The organism is Clostridioides sp. ES-S-0190-01, assembly GCF_020658275.1.
GTDB lineage: Bacteria > Bacillota > Clostridia > Peptostreptococcales > Peptostreptococcaceae > Clostridioides.
Map to the genome: position 1 here is coordinate 100,017 of NZ_JACVWA010000044.1, position 20,774 is coordinate 120,790.

The window sequence follows — 20,774 nt, forward strand, 5'->3', positions numbered from 1 at the left end:
TTGCCTCCTATTTATTATTCATTCTCGAAAGTACTTCCATATAACCTTCTACAAGGTCTCCAAGATCTCTTCTAAATCTGTCTTTGTCTAATTTTTCATTTGTGTTTACATCCCAAAGTCTACAAGTGTCTGGTGATACTTCATCTGCCAATATTATGTTTCCTTCTGAATCTTTACCAAATTCTATTTTAAAGTCAACTAACTTTAGGTTTAATTTTAAGAAGAATGTTTTTAGCAATTCATTTATTTTTAGAGTTTCTTCTCTTAAGAATTTCAATTCTTCTCTAGTTGCTAATTTCATTGCCACTGCATAATCGTCATTTAGCATTGGGTCACCATAATCATCGTTTTTATAGCTTATTTCAAAGATTGGCTCATCGAAAACTACACCTTCTTCAAGACCAACTCTTTTGCAGATAGAACCAGCAGCAATATTTCTTACTATCACTTCTAATGGTAAAATTTCTACTTTCTTAACTAGCATTTCTCTGTCTGATAAACTTTTTATAAAGTGTGTATTTATATTATTTTCTTTTAACATTTCAAAGATTATTGTTGATATTTTATTATTTAGTATACCTTTTGAAGATATTTCTGCTTTTTTTTCTCCATTAAATGCTGTTGCATCATCTTTATAATAAACAACATATTCGTTTTCATTATCTGTAGAATATACTTGTTTTGCTTTTCCTTCATATAATAACATTTCTGTTACCCCCTTAAGTTCTTGTCGTCTTCTAGCACCTTTTGTGCCATTTCTTCTCTATATGATTTCAAATCTTCTTTTAATTTTGGGTATTTTAGAGTCATTATTTGTAATGCCAATAAAGCTGCATTTAAACCTAAATCTATTGTAACTGTTGCAACTGGTATTCCTTTTGGCATTTGAACTATTGATAAAAGTGAGTCTAATCCATCCATAGTTGATGATTTAATAGGCAATCCTATTACTGGAATTAGAGTTTGTGAAGCTATTACACCTGGTAGATGTGCTGCTTTTCCTGCTGCTGCTATTATTACATCTGTATCATCTTCTATTTCTTTTAGGAATGTTGAAAGTTGTTCTGGTGTTCTATGAGCAGATAATGCTCTTGCTACAACTTCTATTCCATATTTTTCAAGCAGTTTTATCCCTTCTTCTAATTTTGGATAATCTGATTTTGAACCCATAACTACTGCTACTTTCATTAGACTTCCCCTCTCCGTTTATAAGTTATTTTACATTTTAAATCATTCGTATCATTATACGAATGATACACCTTAAATTTTATATTAATATACATATATTATCAACTCTTTTTTGAAATTTTTTAAAAAAAATATTACTTGTATTTTTTTTATTCGCCCCATATCGAACTTTATTCGCTTTTTTTGATACCTAATAAAATTACTTTTCATTTATTTATTATTTTTTGATAAATAAATATATTTTATATAATTTTAAAGTAAACTTGCATAGTATTTTTTAAATTATAAGATTTATAATTCAGTAAGATACTCATTTCTATACATACTTGTATCAGAGTCTATACTAAAAAAGGAAGTTAATTATCATAAATCATCTTCCTTTTCATTAGTGTATAATTTTATAGTTGTTAATTTAAAAATATAAAGTGCCGTTTTTAATTCTGTATTTTATCAATAAATTCATATCTTGCCAATAGTTAATCATCCTTAAATAATCTTTTATATAACAATTTCATTTCTTGATAATCTAAAATTACAAAATCAGGCTCATAAATCAAATCTTCTAAACTATTCCCCCTATGATTCATCCAGATACTCTTCCATCCAGCTTTTTTAGCACCTACTACATCATTTTTATAAGAGTCACCTATATAATATGTATTTGCCCTATCTAAACCCATAAATTTCTCAGCTAATCTAAAAATATTAATGTCTGGCTTAGAAAAGCCAACTTCACTAGAAATAAAAATATTCTCTTCATCAACCCACTTTTCAATATTTAATTGCTTTAATTTCATTCTTTGATGAGAAGATGGTCCATTAGTTATAATTCCAATATTAATATTTTTTTCTTTAGCAAAATTCAAAACTTGCTCCATCTCTGGTATTAGAGTTATTTGTGATTGTTGATATATATACTCATCTTGAAAATTTTGAGCATCTTTTTCTGTAATGGGGTTTCCTAACTCTTCAAAAGCTTTCATTATTCTATACACATGCATTTTTTCAATTGGCATCTCTCCACTCTCAGTCAAATGAAATACCTCATCACTATACTTTCTGCTACTGATATATAAATCTTTAACAGAAATATTCTTTATTGAAGAAAATACTTTATCATATGCGATATAAAAAGGTGTTAACTGATTGTATAAAGTATCATCTACATCAAAAATTAAATTAATCAAAATATTAGTCCTCCAAAATTTAATAGTGGTAAATATAATTATAACTATAAATACCTAGTATAACAATACCTACCACTATAAGTCCTATTATTTATTTAAAATTCTAGTAGTTACACCTTTTAGATTATAACATTCTGCATAATCACGTAAAGGACGCTTAATATGGTCTACAACAAATCTTTGACCATTGATGTTATTTTTTCTTAAATTACTATAAAGCATTTCTATCTCTCTTTTAACATCATCATTATTGAATGTATAGTGACCTGCAATATCTAATATTTCATTAGATAAAACTTCATCCTTAAAGATTTCTTCAGTAGTTATATTTTTCTGTTCTCCTATCACCCATTTTCTCCAACGTCCACATTCAATAGCATCTACAAGAAGAACATGTCTAATATTTGAAGTCTTTTCAATTAATCCTTCTTCCTTTAGTTTTCTTTCAACTTCTGCTAGCTTTAAGTATGCTCTAGTCTCTTCAGTACCATATTGAGGAGCAACATTTGTCGCAATAATTTGAGATGGTATATGTTCTAATAAAGTCACATCATCCAAATAATCTCCATTATGTTCCTTTAACCCAACTCCATACTTTTTAGCCATTTGAGCTAAATCATAAGCATTCTTAAAGTTAAAAGTGCCTACCTGTTCTGTTTTTCTAGTTAGAGTACCTGTCTGACCAACTATAAATGTCGGCATTGGCAAATCTCTCTTTTCAAGTTCAACTTTTAATCTAGTTATAAATGTTTCATATGTCTCAGTTGAAGTTAAGCCTCCATTTGTTTCCTCTGTCCCAACTTCATATCCTATCTCTGGCAAATTAAGTCTTTTTCTTTCTTTTTCGCAATATTCAATTAATTCTACAGTTCGTTCTAACACTATATCCAATGGAATCACTTTTCCCATTTCAAATGGGTCTTTTGTAGGGTCAATCATTAATAAATCAAAACCTGCCTCAATATCAGCTAAATAAGATTTTTTTCCTAATTCCATAGCTTTGTCAACAGGTAAATGGTCATTTCTCTCTTTATCTCTTTGCCATGGTCCTCCATGGTCTCTGCATAAGTAATATAAACCATCAAATCCCACTTCATCAGCTATTTTCTTAATATCTCTTGTAAATGTTTCTTGATTCCAACCATTTACATAACCTCCTCCTAGCTCATCTGCATCTACTTGATTTCTACTTGCAATAAACATTAAAGGAAAATCATCATCCTTTGCTAATTCAAAACTCGCTTGTAACAAATTAGGTGACATAGGACCAATCCCTAAAAGTGTTGCACTTTTCCCCTCTTTTTGTAAGTCTAGTAATCGTTGTACGACAGTTTTTATTGGTAATTTTTTCATTACTATATCTCCTTTTATTCTATTTTTTAAGATGTTTTCAAAGATGCTTTTAATAAAATCTTCAATAAAAACATCTTTATGTTATATGTAAAATAAATCAAACTTTATTGAAAAGTATCTTTTATTTTCTTAATTAATGCATCAGATTTTTTAATAATATCAGACACACTCATTCTTACTACTTTCTTGCCTTTAAAACGCTCCATATTTCTAATCTCAACATCATTAGTTAATATTACACAAGTTGCTTCTTCAATTTCTTTAATTGACAACTCATTATCTATTCCAGAGCTTCCTTGAGTTTCAACCTTTATTTCTATACCAAATTTTTTTGCTGATAATTCAAGTGATTCAGCTGACATATAAGTATGGGCCACTCCACTAGGACAAGATGTTACTGCTACAATTTTCATATCTTTATCTCCTTTAAATTTATAGTTCTATATAATTTTCTTACAATTTTATATAAATTAATTTATTATTTTATATATCTATAATTCTTCAAATATTAGTTCAATAGAATCATCTATATCTTCTTCAATTTCTTCATCTTCTTTTACATCTTTCTTTACTAATTTCATCAATATTGCGACAACAACTGCTCCAGTTAGTACAGATGCTATATAACCCAACCTGTTATCAACAACTGGAAGTACTATCAATCCTCCCCAAGGAGCATGATTTAAACATCCCAGTAAAAAAGCCATAATATTTCCAATAATTGAACCAGCCATAATACAAGGAATTACTCTAACAGGGTCCGCTGTTGCAAATGGAATAGCTCCTTCCGTAATTCCAACACATCCCATTAGAAGTGATGCTTTTCCTGAATCTCTTTCTTCTTTACTAAATTTTTTTGGGAATAATAATGTTGCTAACCCTAATCCAATTGGAGGTATACAAATCGCAACTCCAACTCCTCCCATTAAGTATGGAAGTGTATCAACTTGTGTTTGAGCAAAAGTCGCAGCAACTTTATTTATAGGACCACCCATATCAGAAGCTATCATTCCTCCCAAAATACCCCCTAAAGGAATCTTTGAAACACCAGACATTCCATTTAACCAGTTCGTCATCCATGCCATAAAAGAAGCTATAGGTTCTCCAATTAAAAATACAATTATACCACCTGTAATCAATGTACCAAGCAAAGGATAAATAAATATGGAACCTAGAGTTCTCATTGTAGGAGCTAATTTTATTTTCTTCAGTTGTAATACAACAAATCCTGCTATGAACCCTGCTATAATACCACCTATAAAACCAGCATTTACTTCTTTTGCTAAGTATGCACCTATCATACCTGGTGCTAGCCCTGGCTTATCTGCCATACTAAATGCTATATATCCGCCTAATATTGGAATGAATAAAGCTAGACCTGCAGCACCAATTTGATTTAGTTTAGCTAACCATCCAGTTTCAGGAACAGCAGCTTGTCCACTTAATGTTACTGATAAAGCAAATAATATTCCCCCAGCAACTACAAATGGAATCATATATGATGTTGCTGTCATAAGATGTTTTTGTAAAAACTTTAAAATCCTCATTTTAATCTTCCTCCCCTATCTTTTCTTTTATAAGATTATAAACCGTTTGTTCATCTGCCCCTCTAATTTGATTTCTAAAACTCTCATGCATCAATAAACGTGCCAGTTTTGATAAAATCTTTAAATGAAGATTATTTTCATTATCTTTTGTTACTGATATTAAAAATATCAAGTCTACTTTTTCACCTTCTTCTGTCCATTCAATAGGAACATCAAGCTTTCCAATTGTAATACAAGAATCTTTGACCCCTATACTTTGACTATGAGGTAGACCTATACCATGCCCAATATATGTTGATAATGTTTCCTCTCTCTTTAAAACATCTTCTAAAAATTGATTTTTATCTCTTAAATACCCCTCTTTTGATACTACATCCACTAATGATGTAATAGCTTCTTCTTTTGAATCTGCTTTCATTTTGAATGAGCATTTTACATTGACTAATTTACTCATACAGTGACCTCCTCCTCATATTTATGAATTAAACCTTCTGCTTCTTCTTTTGTCCTTGCACTTTCTAACATACTAATAAAATTAGTCTTATAAACCATTTTAGTTAAATTAATTATTGCTGGAATTTGCTCTTTCTTATCTCTACTTGCTAAACAAAATATAACTTTAACCTTTTTATCACCAAAACTAATTGGCTCTTTACATATTAGTAAACTTATTGAACTTACTTTAACTAATGAACTGTCATTTCCATGCAATAAAGCAAACTCTTCATCTTTTACAGCATAGAAACCTACATTATTTAAAATATCTATAATATTCTCAGCATATTGTGTTGATACAAAATCACAATTAGCAAGTATATTTGAACTAATTTTAACAGCATCTTCCCACTTAACTTCTCTATCAATTATACTGATAGTATCAGCACCTATTAAATCACTTAATTTAAGCTGTCTAGATAATATTCTCTCATCACTATATCCAAGCTCCTGCCATATGATACTCAATACTCTTTTTTGAGCATCTTCTTCTAAGAAATCCAGCCTTTTTTTGATTGATATATAGTTAGTCAAGACATTCTTTCTTTTTATTCCTTTTTCTTCGAGTTTTAAATAATCGTTTTCCTGCAAAAATGGATTAATCTCAATAACTACTTTAGGCAAAGTTACAACTATCTTTGATGTTGTTATAATAAAATCGATATTTTCCCATTCCTTATAATCTTGTAATTTATATGCTGGAATACTATCCACTATATTTATTTGATAATCATTTATTAGAGTATCTTTTAACATAGCAATTACACCATATCCAAATCCACAAACTAATAATATGTTTTTATAATTGTTTCTCTCATTTCTTTGTACACTTCCTAAAAAGTGTATTGCTAAAAGTATTATTTCATTTTCATTTTTTATTTGATTTAACATCCTATTTTTTTGTATAGAAACCTTAGTAGCTTCAAGTACATATTGATACTTATCTGGTATTACATGAAATAGTTCTTCATAAATCTGTATGTTTTGCTTGATTCTTTCTATTAATGGGGCAATATGATTAAGCAATCCTTTATAAAGAATCATATCTTCTTTAAAATCAACACTCAATATTTCTGACATATTGTAAATTAAATCTTGAACTATTATTTCTGTACTAATCAAATCCATATCTTCATTTAAACTTGCATATTTATTTGTAAAAAACACAAAACTTTTTAGCAATAAAATTTGTTCTTTAGTCAATTTTTTTTGAATGATTTGTTCAAATTCTTGGTCAAATTTATTTTCAAAATATGGTTCACTTAATGAGGAAGATTCCAAAGGATGTTTTTCATCTGAATGTATGTACCATGTAAAAAGAAAAATATTTGAAACATACCATGTGAAAGATTCATCATTTAAAATCCAATCCATTTTGGAAAGTAAATCTATTGACCAATTATATATATTATTCAAGGAAATCCCCTTGAATATTTGTTCAATAATTTTCACTAAGTACTGCTCAAACACACTTAAATCAGACTTTTCTTTACCAAATAGGTAAGAATATAATTTTAATATACTTAGTCTTTGTTTATATATAGTGTTTTCATCTCCACTTATTTTGAAAGTCTTATCATATGTAATAGTTATTTGGTTTCTTTCTAATTCACTTGATAGAACATTAAGGTCGTTTTTAATTGAACTTCTAGAAACCTGGAATTCTTTGCTCAACTTTTCTAAATTTAGCTTATCTATTTTAAACATTGATATAATCTTCATAATAGATACTCTCTCAGTTAAAGAAAATACATATTCATTATTATCTATATATACTACTTGGAAATTCTTAGGAATAATTAGTACACCTTTATTTATTTTTTGTATTAATGGTTTATTTAATGACTGTAAAACTATATTTAAATTATTTATGTCATATCTAACTTTTCTTTCTTCTATACTTAATTGTTGGCTAATTTCCTTATAACTTGTCTTCTCTTTTCCTTTTAGAAAATTCATAATGAGTAACATTCTTCCACTTATCATATTTTCCCTCCTTTCAAAATAATTAGAGTTATTAATACTGCAAATTTTATGTTATTCTGTATATTTAAGTTTTTTTATGTCTAAAAATAGTAACTATCTTTCTATATTCAGAATAATACAATAAAGCTTTAACTACAACTTACAATATTTGAAAATTGTTTTTACAAAATCTGTAGACGTATTTTTATTAAAAAATATAATATTTATATTTAAAACTTTATATCACCTACTAATTACAATATATTTTAACATTACATAGTATTTTCAACGCTTTACTAATAACTGCTATATATCTGTAACTATATGGGTAACAACAAAATAGTTAAAAGTTTTACTTAAAAGTAAAACTATATCTGTAGATTTAAACATACAAATAAAAAAAGCAAGCTATATATTTAAATTATATAACTTGCCTAAATATTTAATTTTATAAACCTAATCATTAGGTATTGTTAAATTTTTTACTTTATCACCATTATATGCGAATTCTTCAAATTCATGTATTGATAATGGTTTAGAAAAAACATAACCTTGAATATAATCACATCCAATACTTTTTAAGAAATATACTTGTTCAACTTCTTCAATACCTTCAGCAATTACTTTCATACCAAGTCTCCTGCTAAGTTCAATAATAGATTCCACAACAACTTTACCACGTTCTATATTATTTTTACTAACAAAAAATGAACGATCTAATTTAATTATATCGACTTTAAACTCCTTTAATATCCCTAATGATGAATATCCAAATCCAAAATCATCTATAGAACATTTAAAGCCTTTACTGTGGATATCATCTATTACACAAATTGCTTCTGGATTTTCTAAAAAAATAGATTCTGTAAGTTCTAAGTCTATTAAAGATGTAGGTACATTATATTTAATACATATCATCTCATATTTTTCTAAGAATGATTTATCCTTTAAATGTTGTCTTGATACATTAACAGAAATTATTAATAATTCCTTACATTCTTTTATCCATTTAGAAATCAATTTACATGTTTCTTCAAGAACATATAGGTCTAACTCACATATAAATCCACTTTTTTCAAAAATGGGAACAAAATCACTAGGATAAATTATCCCCTTCTCTGGGCTATTCCAACGAACAAGAGATTCTGCACCACTAACCTTTCCAGTTTTTATATCAATCTTTGGTTGTAAGCATATAAAAAATTCTTTATCATCAAGAGCTTTTTCCATTAAATTTGACAATTCCTTTTCAAATATCAATCGTTTTTTTTCTATATCACTATAAAAATTAAAATCACTTTTATGTGCTTTATTAAAACTTTTTCTTGCTGTATTCACATGGTCTTGTATTGTAATTAAATCTTCGTCATGATTTTCAATTGCGTAAATACCTACTGATATTCTTAAAAAGTATGGGTTTTCTTTTCCTTTGTTAAAATAATTAATCTCATCTTCTATTTTATACAGTAATTCTAAAACTTCTAATACTGGTCTATTCTTCATAAATAGATAGAACAGGTCTGCATCATGCCGACATACAAACTCCTCATCATTAGCAATATTTTTTTCTAAAACATTATAAATATATTTAAGTGTATTATTTCCTTTTTCACTACCAAAACAGTCATTTATTAGCTTAAAATCCTTTATATTTATTGCTATCATCATATAAGTATTATCAGGAGATTTTGAAATTAAAGGTTTTATTAACATACTAAATTTTGTTGAATTAATACCATTTGTTATATTATCTAAATAAGCAATATCTTCAATTTGTTTTATGTATTTTCTTCTAATAGTATATAAAATCCATGTTATAATTCCAATAATAAAAATAATTATAAAGGTCATTATTATTGTAAAAATGTTTAATTTATTCAATTCACCTAAAACAGCTTCTTCAGGCACTATAAGAATGAAATACCAATCATTTAAATCTTTTGTTACTGGATGATACGTTAGCAGACACTTTACATTTTTTGACGAAGTTATTGTAATTTCTCCTGATTCTTCATTCTTAAAGTCATCCATTATTTTGGGAACCCAATGCTCATTTGTAGCACCTTTATATTTATGACTAAGGTCCTTTATCAACTCACTATTTTTACCTATAAAGAGAGGTTTCCCCTTAGTATTAACAATTTCAATAGTTCCTTCTCCGTTAAAACTGTCAATACCAAGAATATTATTCACACTTTCTTTTTGAGAAACACCTACTAAAATACTAGATACCTCATGTTTATAATCAAATATAGGTACACTGTAGAGTACAACATCTATTGACTCTATAAGTTCTGTGTATTCCTTTCCCTCTATCCCCTTTTTATATGAAATAGTATTCTTTAAATCCGCTTCTTTTCCACTTAAAAACTTTGTTTTACCTTTTAAATCTATTATTCCAATATCAGAATATTTATAACTAGTTTTTCTTTTTGCTAAGTAATCATATCGACTATCACCTTCATATTGTTTAATAAAATCTGCCATTAGCCTTAAATCAGATAAAATAAACTTAATTTGATTATCAACATTTGTTACAACTTGTGTAGATACATCATTTAGATAGTTTTTAGTTTGCTTATTAGATATGTTGTACAGTTTTACAGTAGTAAAAACAGTAATTACAAGAATTGAAATAATAAGTGCACATAAAACCACAGACAAAACCATATTATTTTTTTCGTACCTTGATAATTTCATTTTTTGTCCTCCAAACTATAAGTCCATTTTTAGCATAAATACTAACTCTACAAATTTCATTACCAAAAAACTATTCACACTATATTATAATATTCTACTTATCAATATTCAACAAAACTCCTTTATATTTCAATAATAATTCATTAATAAGCATTTTATTGATTTTATTTATGTAATATTTTTCCTTAAACTGCTGTAGAATATTGTTTAAAAACAAATTCCATAATCTAAGTTTATGTTTCTATTTATTCAAGACTAACAAATTCTATATACTTATATCAAAAAAGCTATCCCATATTTTAAGATAGCTCTTTATTTTAATGAGACACTTAATATCTCTAATATCTCATAACTAAATATATTATTAAACCTTCACTTATTTTCTTTAATAACACAACAAGGATTCCCATAAGCTATAGTATTAGATGGAATTGACTTTGTTACAACACTACCTGCACCAATAGTTACATTGTCTCCTATTGTTACTCCTGGTAAAATAATACTCCCTCCACCAATCCAAACATCATTACCAATTTTCACTGGTGCAGTTATAGTTTTGCAAAAACTAAATCCATCCTCAGTTCTTTCCTCAAATCTATCTTTAGCATTAGTTGGATGAAATGCTGTATATATTTGTACATTAGGAGCAATCAATGCATTGTCACCTATTATGATTTCATTATCATCTAAAAATGTACAATTCATATTTACTTAGCAATTATTACCAAAATAAATATTATTTCCATAATCAGCATAAAAAGGTGCAGTAATCCATATATTTTTTCCCTTTCCACCTAAGAGTTCTGTTAAGATACGTTCCTTGTTAATACTATCATCTGATTTCAAACTATTATACTCTTTTGTTAAATCCTTGGCTTTGTGCCATTGACATAATAATTCTTTATCTCCACAGTCATACAATTCTCCTGCCAACATCTTTTCACGTTCTGTCATCCCAACCTCCTAAAATATATTAGTATATTAACTAAAAATAATATTTGTTATTAATATTGTTCCATATTTATATTGTAATATAAAAAATTAAATACTCAATGAAACTATCTTATTGAATATTTAATTTACTTACATCTTGCAAATACAAAGTTAGTATATAATTATAGGTTCTACTTAAATCAAATCTATACTATAGATATTTTCATTATTCATTGAATCAAAAATGCTAAATTTAAAATCTACTTTTTTCAATAAATTATTTGAAGCCAGATTATCTGATAAAGCACTTGCTAATACTTGTATACATTTTTGTTTTGTTTTATCCAATCCAATATCCCCCTTATTGCCTCTTGTTAATATCCTTGCCTTGCATAATTTGGAGAGATTATACAACAAATATAACACAAACTATCTTTCTGTTACAATTCATAATTACATTATTTATTTAATTATTTTTAAATATTTGATATTAGAATTAAGAATTATTTATTATCTTCGGTCTTCAAAAGCTTTTTGTATCTAAAATATCGACGATAGTAAAACAATAGTTTATCATAATGTACAAATACTATTCTTTGCTCTACTACCTTTGTAAAAGTATCAAGATTCTAATCTAAAATTAAAAGCTGGTTTTTTAATTATTCTGAAAATAACTTTTATTATATGAATTTCATTCTAAACACTGATTTATTATTAATATTTATAATACAACTAAAAAATAAATGACTTTAATATGTAACTGTGATAAAATATGACCAATAAATAAGTTATAATTTGATTATTATAATATTTTATATATGAAAGAGAGGAAAAGTAAATGAGTTGGCAACATATAAAAATACCAAACGGAAATACAGTGATTTTTTGTAATGCATTCATTACTGGAAAATCATCTATGAATATTATTGTTACACATACTCCTATCATAACTACGCTTGATTTACAGTTAGCATACGAACCTCTTTCCCAATATGATGTAAATGTCTTTGCATTTGATTTTTCAGGAACAGGTAAAAGTGGTGGTAATGAGAAAGATTTTTCACGTAATTCAATTGTAAAAGACTTAGACTCTGTCATTGCATATATAGAAAAGAATTATTCTTCCAACATACATCTATACGGAAATGCAGGTATTGGTGGCATGTTTGCACAGTATTATGCATGTACAAGCAATAAGTTAAAAAGTTTTGCCCAGTTTGCCTGTGTTGATTATAAAAATACGTCAGGAGTAGGTTATCCTTATCCCACTGTTAAATTACTAAACTTTTTCCTCAAACTCCTTCCTAATTTTCATGTAACAGTAAAACCACCTAAATATGAAGGTTATAATGAAGCCCATGACAATGCATTTTACAAAATGATTGAGCAAAATAACCCTAATGTTTGGAAAAATAGCACAAAGGTAATGAATACAATGTTAGAATGTTTTGTCGCACAAGATAGTGTAATAAAGAATGGAGTTAACATTCCAACACTTGTTTTTAAAACGCTTCATGACAGATATTTCAAACCTAAGTATTTTGATAGCTATTATAATTCGTTGAGCTGTAAAAAGAAGCTTGTTGAAATTGATGATGTTCATAATAGCTACTATTTAAATAGTGAAAAATTTTGTCAGACAGTATATGAGTGGTTTATAGAAAATCAATAGAATACAACAAAAATACTAAACATAAAATTAAAGTTTAATGATTAATATATAATAGTAAGGGGTATATGTCATTACGACATATACCTTTTAAAATGCATATGATAAAAACAATTTACGATGATGTATTCTACTTGTTCTGAGCTTGAATCCTGTAAAACTAAAAATTATTACTTGACAGAATCACTGTAATTCTTTTTTTATTTAACTTATCAAAATAGATAGAGATTATAGCAAGTGTCACAAAAATAGTAACTTTCGTAATCAATTCAGGAATTGGAATATAAATGCCTGCTCGTAGCTGTACAAGAGTTTGTATTGGAAGCATTACCCCAATAACTTTTAATGTTACTAATATCATTCTATATAAGACTAATGAAATATAGCTTTTCTTTTTTATTAATAGATAGATAACAATAAAAACTAAGGGGCTAATAATACCCATATCAAGCACATAAGTAATTTCTGTAGTATACATTTCTATGCTCTCAAGTGTACTACCTGTAAATAATGAATGTAATACATCTGGTAACCATGCAATAATATTTGAAGCACCTGCTAATATCAAAAATACTAATTCTATCTTTCTTAAATAGAAAGAACAGTTGTAGCAAAATGATATTCCATAAAGCTCTAGCAGTAAAGTAAATAGGGTGAAAAATGAAATTGAAGTTAACAAAATATATACTAGTTGTAATTGATTATGTGCAACTCCAAATGAAATACTAAAAGCATAATACAAAATGATACCTAGAATTGTTAGAAAATTTGTTTTTTGTTCTACTGTATCTATATCACGAAATATGTATGAACCAATGACTGGAACGATAATTAAAATCATTGTTAAGTCTGAACCTATCAATATAGGTGCCTTGAAATATGAGTCATATTGATAAATACCTGTACCATACATCTCAATAACCTGCCCATATAGGTTTATTGCTTCATATTTATTATCTATAGAAAATGAAAATATTCCACAAACTGTAATGATTAGCAATAATATAAATATAATGGTTGCTGAAATATTTAGCCAGGTCATTTGTTTTTTCTTTATCATTTAATTTCCTCCCTAAGGTAAAGTGTTTAAAGACTCTAAATGTTATCAGTTAGTATAACTAAAAAATCTTTTGTATAAATCCATAGTAATAAGTTACCATTTACACTATAGCAACTTATTACTATAATATAAATAATAGATTTCACATGAAAGGAGTATCTTATGCAAATTAAAAACATGATTAGAAATTTTAGTGGTGAAAGAAATAATGAAGTTCGTGGTATTTTTGCAAGCATATTTATTTTACAAAACCGATTACAAACTATTTTTGATAAAGCAGATGAACATCTTACTTTAAAACAATTTATGCTTCTTACAATGGTAAAGCATGCTGATGAAAAAACTACTTTTACTTATCTTGGGAAACTCTTAGGGTCTTCACGTCAAAATATAAAAAAACTAGCTGTTTCTCTTGAAAACAAAGGTTTTATAACTATTGAACATGAACCCAATAATAAAAGAAATACTTCTATTGTGCTAACAAAAAAAGCAGATGAATATTCACAAAAAGTACAGGAACTCCATACTGAGAAATTAAACAATATATTTCAGGATTATTCAAATGAAGAAATCAGCCTGTTTTATCAAATGATTACAAAACTATATACAGGAGTTGAAAGAGAAGAAAAATACTATGAGTAAAATAATTATTTATAGCACAAAATTTAACTCAACTAATATGTATTATGACTTTGAATTTTATGCATTCCATTGAAAACATAAATATAGTCCAAAAGAATAGTTACACAGCACGATATGTATTAAAACAAGTAAAAAATAGACCGAAAAAGAGCTAGAAATACCCTATTTAAAGGCTTTCTAGCTCATTATTAATTATTCCCATTCTATTGTTCCAGGTGGTTTAGAAGTTATATCATAAACTACTCTATTTACTCCATCAACTTCATTAATTATTCTATTAGAAATTTTTTCTAACACATCATAAGGCATCTTATACCAGTCAGAAGTCATTCCATCAGAAGAAGTAACTGCTCTTAAACCAACTAAATAAGCATATGTTCTTTCATCTCCCATAACTCCAACAGTCTTAACATCTGGTAATGTTGCAAAAGCTTGCCATATTTCTCTATATAAACCAGCTTTTCTAAGCTCGTCCATATAAACAGCATCTGCTTCTCTTAATATATCACATTTTTCTTTAGTTACATCACCTATAACTCTTATTCCAAGACCTGGCCCTGGGAAAGGATGTCTAAATATTAATCCTTCTTCTATACCAAGTTCTAATCCTATTTTTCTAACTTCATCCTTAAATAGTTCTCTTAATGGCTCAACTATTTCTTGGAAATCCACATCTTCAGGAATTCCACCAACATTATGGTGAGATTTTATAGTAGCAGCACCATTTCCATGTCCACTTTCTATAACATCTGGATAAATTGTTCCTTGAACTAAGAAATCCATTTTTCCTAATTTATTTGATTCTTCTTCAAATACTCTTATAAATTCTTCACCAATTATCTTTCTCTTAGCTTCTGGCTCAGAAATTCCTTTTAGTTTAGATAAGAATCTATCTTCTGCATTAACTCTTATTAAATTTATATCGAATTTCTCTCTAAATATTCTTTCTACATCGTCACCTTCATTTTTTCTAAGTAAACCATGGTCAACAAATATACAAGTCAAGTTATCTCCAATTGCTCTATGAATAAGAACTGCAGCAACAGAAGAGTCAACACCTCCACTTAAAGCACATAAAGCTTTTTTGTCACCTATTTTTTCTTTTAATTCTTTTATTTTATCTTCTATGAATGAATCTGTAGTCCAGTCACCTTTTACTTCACATACATTGTATAAGAAATTTTTAAGTATCTTATCTCCCTCTAAACAATGTTCTACTTCTGGATGGAATTGAACTCCATATAGTTTTTGTTCTACATTTTCCATAGCCGCTACTGGACAATCTTTAGTATTTGCAACTATAGTAAATCCTTCTGGAGCCTTTTCTATTAAATCAGTATGACTCATCCAAACACTATTTGTAGTAATCCCTTCAAATAATGATGATTTTCCATAAGTTATAGATGTTTTTCCATATTCTTTTTCTTGTTTATTGCCTTTTCTTACAACTCCACCTAATACATGAGACATTATTTGAACTCCATAACATATACCAAGTATTGGTACTCCTAGTTCAAATATTTCTTTTGATATTGTTGGAGAATCTTCTAAGTATGCACTATTTGGCCCACCTGTAAATATTATCCCTTTAGGATTTTTTGCTTTTATTCTTTCTATGCTTGCAGTACATGGAAGTATTTCACAATATACGTTGTTTTCTCTAACTCTTCTAGCTATTAACTGATTATATTGACCTCCAAAATCTATTACAAGTACTAATTCATGTTTCATAAATTTCCATCTCTCCTTGTATAATATAGTTTTTATATATATTTATTTTAACACAATACAGTCTAAATTATATTAAATCTTTTTACACAAAAAACCTGTATAGTAACTTCCATAATTTCTAGCAAAAGTGAAATTACTATACAGGCTTCCAAAATGCCCCTTATCTTATAGCCAACATATAGGGAGTATAACTCAGCCTACACATTTACTTAACTAGGTCTTTTGGTATAATAATTTCACTCATAGTCAAGATATTTACGGTATCTTGGTAGAGACTCTCAGACCATATCTCTGAGCATATACGAGTGAGTTTATATTTTATATATTTTTTTCTGTTTGCTTTTATTTATTAAAGCTGAGTATTAATTTATCAAAATTTATTACTTATGTCAATAAGTTTTCACTAAATTCTTCTTTTATTCTAAAATTTATATCAGCAAACACTTTTTTTATAGGAATATCTTCATTTTTTGCTATAGTTTTACATTCATCATATTCTGGAGTAGCTTTAACTAATTTATCTTTGTAATACCCTAGTTTTATTGTAACTAATCCATATTTTGTGTCTAATTTTACAAACTTTCTATCTAAAATTTCTCTGTTGTAAGCATTATATCGTACTCCAAAAGTGCTAGTTTCTAAAAGCAATATTTCAATAAATTTTTCTAAATCTACTTTATTGCATAAAATCGATATTTTTGTTGCAGGTCTATTCTTTTTCATATAAATGCTTTCTGTATAAATATCTAACGCTTTCTCGTCTAATATTTTTTCATACAAATAAGAATATACTTCTGAAGACATATCATCAATATTTGCACTAATTTCATAAATTAATTCTTCTTTTTTTTTTCTCCTAATACTGTTCTTAACATATTAGGTACTTCAAATTTCTTATGACCTATTCCATATCCAATTTTTATTGGAGAAAACTCAAAATCCTCTACAAATTCATCACACAGAACTTTTATTATTGCAGCTCCTGTTGGAGTCGTACATTCTCCTTTTACATTATTTAATTTGATTGGTACACCTTTTAATATTTCCATAGTTGCAGGTGCAGGTACAGGCATGACTCCATGGTCACATTTTACAAATCCTGAACCAACAGATACTGTACTAGAATAAATCTTATCTATACAAAGTAAATCAACTAATATAGATGCTCCTACGATATCTACAATTGAATCTATAGCTCCTACCTCATGGAAGTGTATCTTATCTATTGTAGTTCCATGAACCTTTGCTTCTGCTTCTCCAATTACCATAAATATTTTTTTAGCATTAGCTTTTACATTTTCATTTAAATCACTTTCATCTATAATTTCAAATATATCCACTAAATTCCTGTGCATATGTGTTTCTTTCGTAATTACTTTTACTGTTATACCTGATATTCCACTTTCATTTTTTGAGCTTATATTTATATTAAATTCATCGCTCATTTTTAGTTTATGAATTTCCTCCAAAAAAATTTCCTCAGGTACACCTAAATTTAATAAGCTTGCAAGGGTCATATCCCCTGATATACCACTTACTATATCAAAATAAAGTATTTTTTCACTCATATATTTCTCCTCAGTTTTAATAATGAAAAATCTAATAAACATTAGATTAACATCGTATAATTTATGTTTAATTTATATCAATATACCTATTATAATTTATTTATCATAGCTGCCAAATATCCTGCTCCAAAACCATTATCAATATTTACAACAGATATTCCAGATGCACAACTATTTAACATAGCCAATAATGCTGCTAATCCTCCAAAATTGGCTCCATATCCAACAGATGTTGGTACAGCTATTACTGGAACATCAACTAGACCTCCAATTACACTTGCAAGTGCACCTTCCATTCCTGCAACAGCTACTACTACTCTAGCACTATCTATTTTGTGTCTCTTATTTAAAAGCCTATGTATACCAGCCACTCCAACATCATATATTCTATCAACATCATTACCTAAAAATTTAGCTGTATAATATGCTTCATCTGCTACTGGTATATCAGAAGTTCCTCCTGTTGCAATTACAATTTTGCCTTTTCCAAGATTCTCTATAGCATGATTTTGAATTTTAAGAATTTTAGATAATTCTTCGTATTCAGCATGACTATAAATTTCTTTAACTTTTAAAAATGTTTCTTTTCTACATCTTGTCCCCAATATATTAGAACCTTTTTGATTCATTTTATCAATAATTCCTAAAATATGTTCATCACTTTTACCTTCACAATAAATTACTTCTGGATATCCATTTCTTAATTCTCTATGATGGTCTATATTGGCATATCCAAGGTCTTCATAGGGTAAATCTTTTAATTGTTCTAATGCAACATCTATATCAATGTTTTCATTTTTAACCTGTTCAAGCAATTTTCTTAAGTCCATATTATCGCATCCTTTTAAACTTTGATTTATTCTCTATCAACAATTATACCTTAATTAATATATATCTAACATCATAACCTAAAAAATAACAATACAACTTCAAAGATATTATTATAATCCAGATACTAATTATCCAGATATATATATTAAAATTGTAAATACACAAAAAAATTAAATATATACAAAAGAACTATTTCAACTTAGATACTAAAATCTAAGTCAAAATAGTTCTATATCTTAAAATTTATATTTTTAAATATTTTAAGATTACATCATTCCTGGCATACCGCCACCCATTCCTGGCATTCCTACATCTTCTTTTTCAGGAAGGTCAGCAACAGCAGCTTCAGTAGTTAAGAAAGTACTTGCTATTGATGCAGCATTTTGTAGAGCACTTCTACTAACTTTAGTTGGGTCAACTATACCAGCTTCTATCATATTTACATATTTTTCATTTAAAGCATCAAATCCAGTTTCTGCTTCAGCGTTAACAACATTTTGTACAATTACAGCACCTTCAAGACCAGCATTTATAGCTATTTGTCTTAATGGTTCTTCTAATGCTTTTTTAACTATTTGAGCACCTAGTTTAACTTCTCCAGTTAAACTCTCAACTAGTGTTCCTATTGCTGGTATAACACTAACAAAAGCAGTTCCTCCACCAGCTACTATTCCTTCTTCTACAGCAGCTCTAGTTGCATTAAGAGCATCTTCTATTCTTAATTTTCTTTCTTTTAACTCAACCTCTGTAGCAGCACCAACTTTTACAACAGCTACTCCACCAGCAAGTTTAGCTAATCTTTCCATTAATTTTTCTCTATCAAAATCTGAAGTAGTTTGCTCTACTTGATGTTTGATTTGATTTACTCTATCTTCTATAGCTTTTTTATCTCCAGAACCATCTACTATTGTAGTATTTTCTTTAGTTACTTTAACAGATGAAGCTCTACCTAACATAGATAAATCAGCTTCTTTTAAATCATATCCTAATTCTTCTGATATTACTTGACCACCTGTAAGTATAGCTATATCTTGAAGCATTTCTTTTCTTCTATCTCCAAATCCTGGAGCTTTAACTGCTACTACATCAAATGTTCCTCTTAATTTATTAACAACTAATGTAGATAATGCTTCACCTTCTACATCTTCAGCAATTATTAGTAGCTTTTTACCTTGTTGAACTATTTGTTCAAGAACTGGTAATAGCTCTTGTATGTTAGATATTTTTTTATCAGTAATTAATATATATGGGTCATTTAAAACTGCTTCCATCTTGTCTACATCTGTAACCATATATGCAGAAACAAATCCTCTGTCAAATTGCATACCTTCAACAGCATCCAATTCAGTATTCATAGTTTGAGATTCTTCAACAGTTATAACTCCATCTTTACCTACTATTTCCATAGCTTCTGCTATTAATTTTCCAACTTCTTCATCACCAGCAGATATAGAAGCAACTTGAGATATAGCTTCTTGTGTTTCTACTATTCTTGATTGATTTTTTAATTCTTCTACTGCTACTGTTACTGCTTTTTGTATTCCTTTTCTTAAAAGTATTGGGTTAGCACCTGCTGTTACATTTTTTAAACCTTCTCTGATTATAGCTTGTGCTAAAACTGTAGCAGTTGTAGTACCATCTCCAGCTACATCATTAGTTTTAGTTGCTACTTCTTTAACCAACTGAGCACCCATATTTTCAAATCTATCTTCTAATTCTATTTCTTTTGCTATAGTTACACCATCATTAGTTATAAGTGGAGAACCAAATTTTTTATCTAATATAACATTTCTTCCTTTAGGTCCTAATGTTACTTTTACTGTATCTGCTAATTTATTTACACCAGCTTCTAAAGCTCTTCTTGTTTCCTCTGAAAATTTAATTTCTTTAGCCATTTTAAACCCC

The 20,774-nt window shown here is 28.0% G+C and carries 16 protein-coding genes, 2 pseudogenes and 1 riboswitch; of the genes and pseudogenes, 2 read left to right on the forward strand and 16 right to left on the reverse strand.

The annotated features are described in order from the left end of the window. Window positions 1-7: 7 nt before the first annotated feature. The 11 genes and pseudogenes from purC to IC214_RS17760 all read right to left on the reverse strand — a co-directional run bounded on the left by purC (window position 8) and on the right by IC214_RS17760 (window position 11,716). Window positions 8-706 (reverse strand): phosphoribosylaminoimidazolesuccinocarboxamide synthase, encoded by a 699-nt coding sequence (purC, locus tag IC214_RS17710; protein ID WP_227483465.1) that lies wholly within the window; start codon window positions 704-706, stop codon window positions 8-10. 5 nt (window positions 707-711) lie between these two features. Further along, window positions 712-1,188 carry a 5-(carboxyamino)imidazole ribonucleotide mutase gene (gene purE / locus IC214_RS17715; protein WP_003420964.1) on the reverse strand — a complete coding sequence of 159 codons (477 nt, stop codon included), beginning with the start codon at window positions 1,186-1,188 and terminating at the stop codon, window positions 712-714. A 476-nt stretch (window positions 1,189-1,664) separates the two neighbouring features. After that, window positions 1,665-2,375 carry an HAD family hydrolase gene (locus tag IC214_RS17720; protein WP_227434632.1) on the reverse strand — a complete coding sequence of 237 codons (711 nt, stop codon included), beginning with the start codon at window positions 2,373-2,375 and terminating at the stop codon, window positions 1,665-1,667. An 87-nt stretch (window positions 2,376-2,462) separates the two neighbouring features. Beyond that, window positions 2,463-3,728: a class II D-tagatose-bisphosphate aldolase non-catalytic subunit gene (locus IC214_RS17725; RefSeq protein ID WP_227863102.1), complete on the reverse strand. Its 1,266-nt coding sequence runs from the start codon at window positions 3,726-3,728 to the stop codon at window positions 2,463-2,465. A 104-nt stretch (window positions 3,729-3,832) separates the two neighbouring features. Then, window positions 3,833-4,141, reverse strand: a complete 309-nt coding sequence (locus IC214_RS17730; protein WP_227434630.1) for a PTS fructose-like transporter subunit IIB — start codon at window positions 4,139-4,141, stop codon at window positions 3,833-3,835. A gap of 78 nt (window positions 4,142-4,219) precedes the next feature. Next, window positions 4,220-5,275 carry a PTS fructose transporter subunit EIIC gene (locus tag IC214_RS17735; protein WP_227434629.1) on the reverse strand — a complete coding sequence of 352 codons (1,056 nt, stop codon included), beginning with the start codon at window positions 5,273-5,275 and terminating at the stop codon, window positions 4,220-4,222. A 1-nt stretch (window position 5,276) separates the two neighbouring features. Next, complete coding sequence (locus tag IC214_RS17740) at window positions 5,277-5,729, reverse strand: PTS sugar transporter subunit IIA (protein WP_227863101.1); 453 nt, start codon at window positions 5,727-5,729, stop codon at window positions 5,277-5,279. Further along, window positions 5,726-7,756: a BglG family transcription antiterminator gene (locus tag IC214_RS17745; RefSeq protein WP_227824849.1), complete on the reverse strand. Its 2,031-nt coding sequence runs from the start codon at window positions 7,754-7,756 to the stop codon at window positions 5,726-5,728. The genes IC214_RS17740 and IC214_RS17745 overlap by 4 nt, the downstream gene beginning before the upstream one ends. A gap of 435 nt (window positions 7,757-8,191) precedes the next feature. Beyond that, entirely contained in the window at window positions 8,192-10,435 is a 2,244-nt protein-coding gene (locus IC214_RS17750) for an EAL domain-containing protein (RefSeq protein ID WP_227863100.1), read from the reverse strand. Between the two features lie 372 nt (window positions 10,436-10,807). Further along, window positions 10,808-11,389: pseudogene (locus IC214_RS17755) on the reverse strand (sugar O-acetyltransferase). 174 nt (window positions 11,390-11,563) lie between these two features. Beyond that, window positions 11,564-11,716, reverse strand: a complete 153-nt coding sequence (locus IC214_RS17760) for a hypothetical protein (protein WP_227866862.1) — start codon at window positions 11,714-11,716, stop codon at window positions 11,564-11,566. A 490-nt stretch (window positions 11,717-12,206) separates the two neighbouring features. Between IC214_RS17760 and IC214_RS17765 the strand changes: the two genes are divergently transcribed. After that, window positions 12,207-13,040 carry a serine aminopeptidase domain-containing protein gene (locus IC214_RS17765; RefSeq protein WP_227846108.1) on the forward strand — a complete coding sequence of 278 codons (834 nt, stop codon included), beginning with the start codon at window positions 12,207-12,209 and terminating at the stop codon, window positions 13,038-13,040. Between the two features lie 157 nt (window positions 13,041-13,197). On the opposite strand, the gene IC214_RS17770 is transcribed toward IC214_RS17765, so the two are convergent. After that, a complete protein-coding gene (locus tag IC214_RS17770; protein ID WP_227855500.1) occupies window positions 13,198-14,097 on the reverse strand; it encodes a hypothetical protein in 900 nt (299 codons plus the stop codon). 162 nt (window positions 14,098-14,259) lie between these two features. Here IC214_RS17770 and IC214_RS17775 point away from each other — a divergent pair, with 162 nt between their 5' ends. Then, window positions 14,260-14,739 carry a MarR family winged helix-turn-helix transcriptional regulator gene (locus IC214_RS17775; RefSeq protein WP_227434622.1) on the forward strand — a complete coding sequence of 160 codons (480 nt, stop codon included), beginning with the start codon at window positions 14,260-14,262 and terminating at the stop codon, window positions 14,737-14,739. 192 nt (window positions 14,740-14,931) lie between these two features. Here IC214_RS17775 and guaA read toward each other — a convergent pair whose 3' ends face one another. The 4 genes and pseudogenes from guaA to groL form a co-directional block, all read right to left on the reverse strand. Beyond that, complete coding sequence (gene guaA / locus IC214_RS17780; RefSeq protein ID WP_227434621.1) at window positions 14,932-16,470, reverse strand: glutamine-hydrolyzing GMP synthase; 1,539 nt, start codon at window positions 16,468-16,470, stop codon at window positions 14,932-14,934. A 223-nt stretch (window positions 16,471-16,693) separates the two neighbouring features. Further along, a riboswitch (purine riboswitch) is annotated at window positions 16,694-16,795 on the reverse strand. 59 nt (window positions 16,796-16,854) lie between these two features. Further along, window positions 16,855-18,080, reverse strand: a pseudogene (larC, locus tag IC214_RS21250) (nickel pincer cofactor biosynthesis protein LarC). A gap of 47 nt (window positions 18,081-18,127) precedes the next feature. Beyond that, window positions 18,128-18,868, reverse strand: coding sequence for a nickel pincer cofactor biosynthesis protein LarB (gene larB, locus IC214_RS17790; protein WP_227824852.1), 741 nt, complete (start codon window positions 18,866-18,868; stop codon window positions 18,128-18,130). A gap of 267 nt (window positions 18,869-19,135) precedes the next feature. Further along, complete coding sequence (gene groL, locus IC214_RS17795) at window positions 19,136-20,764, reverse strand: chaperonin GroEL (protein ID WP_227434619.1); 1,629 nt, start codon at window positions 20,762-20,764, stop codon at window positions 19,136-19,138. Window positions 20,765-20,774: the final 10 nt, after the last annotated feature.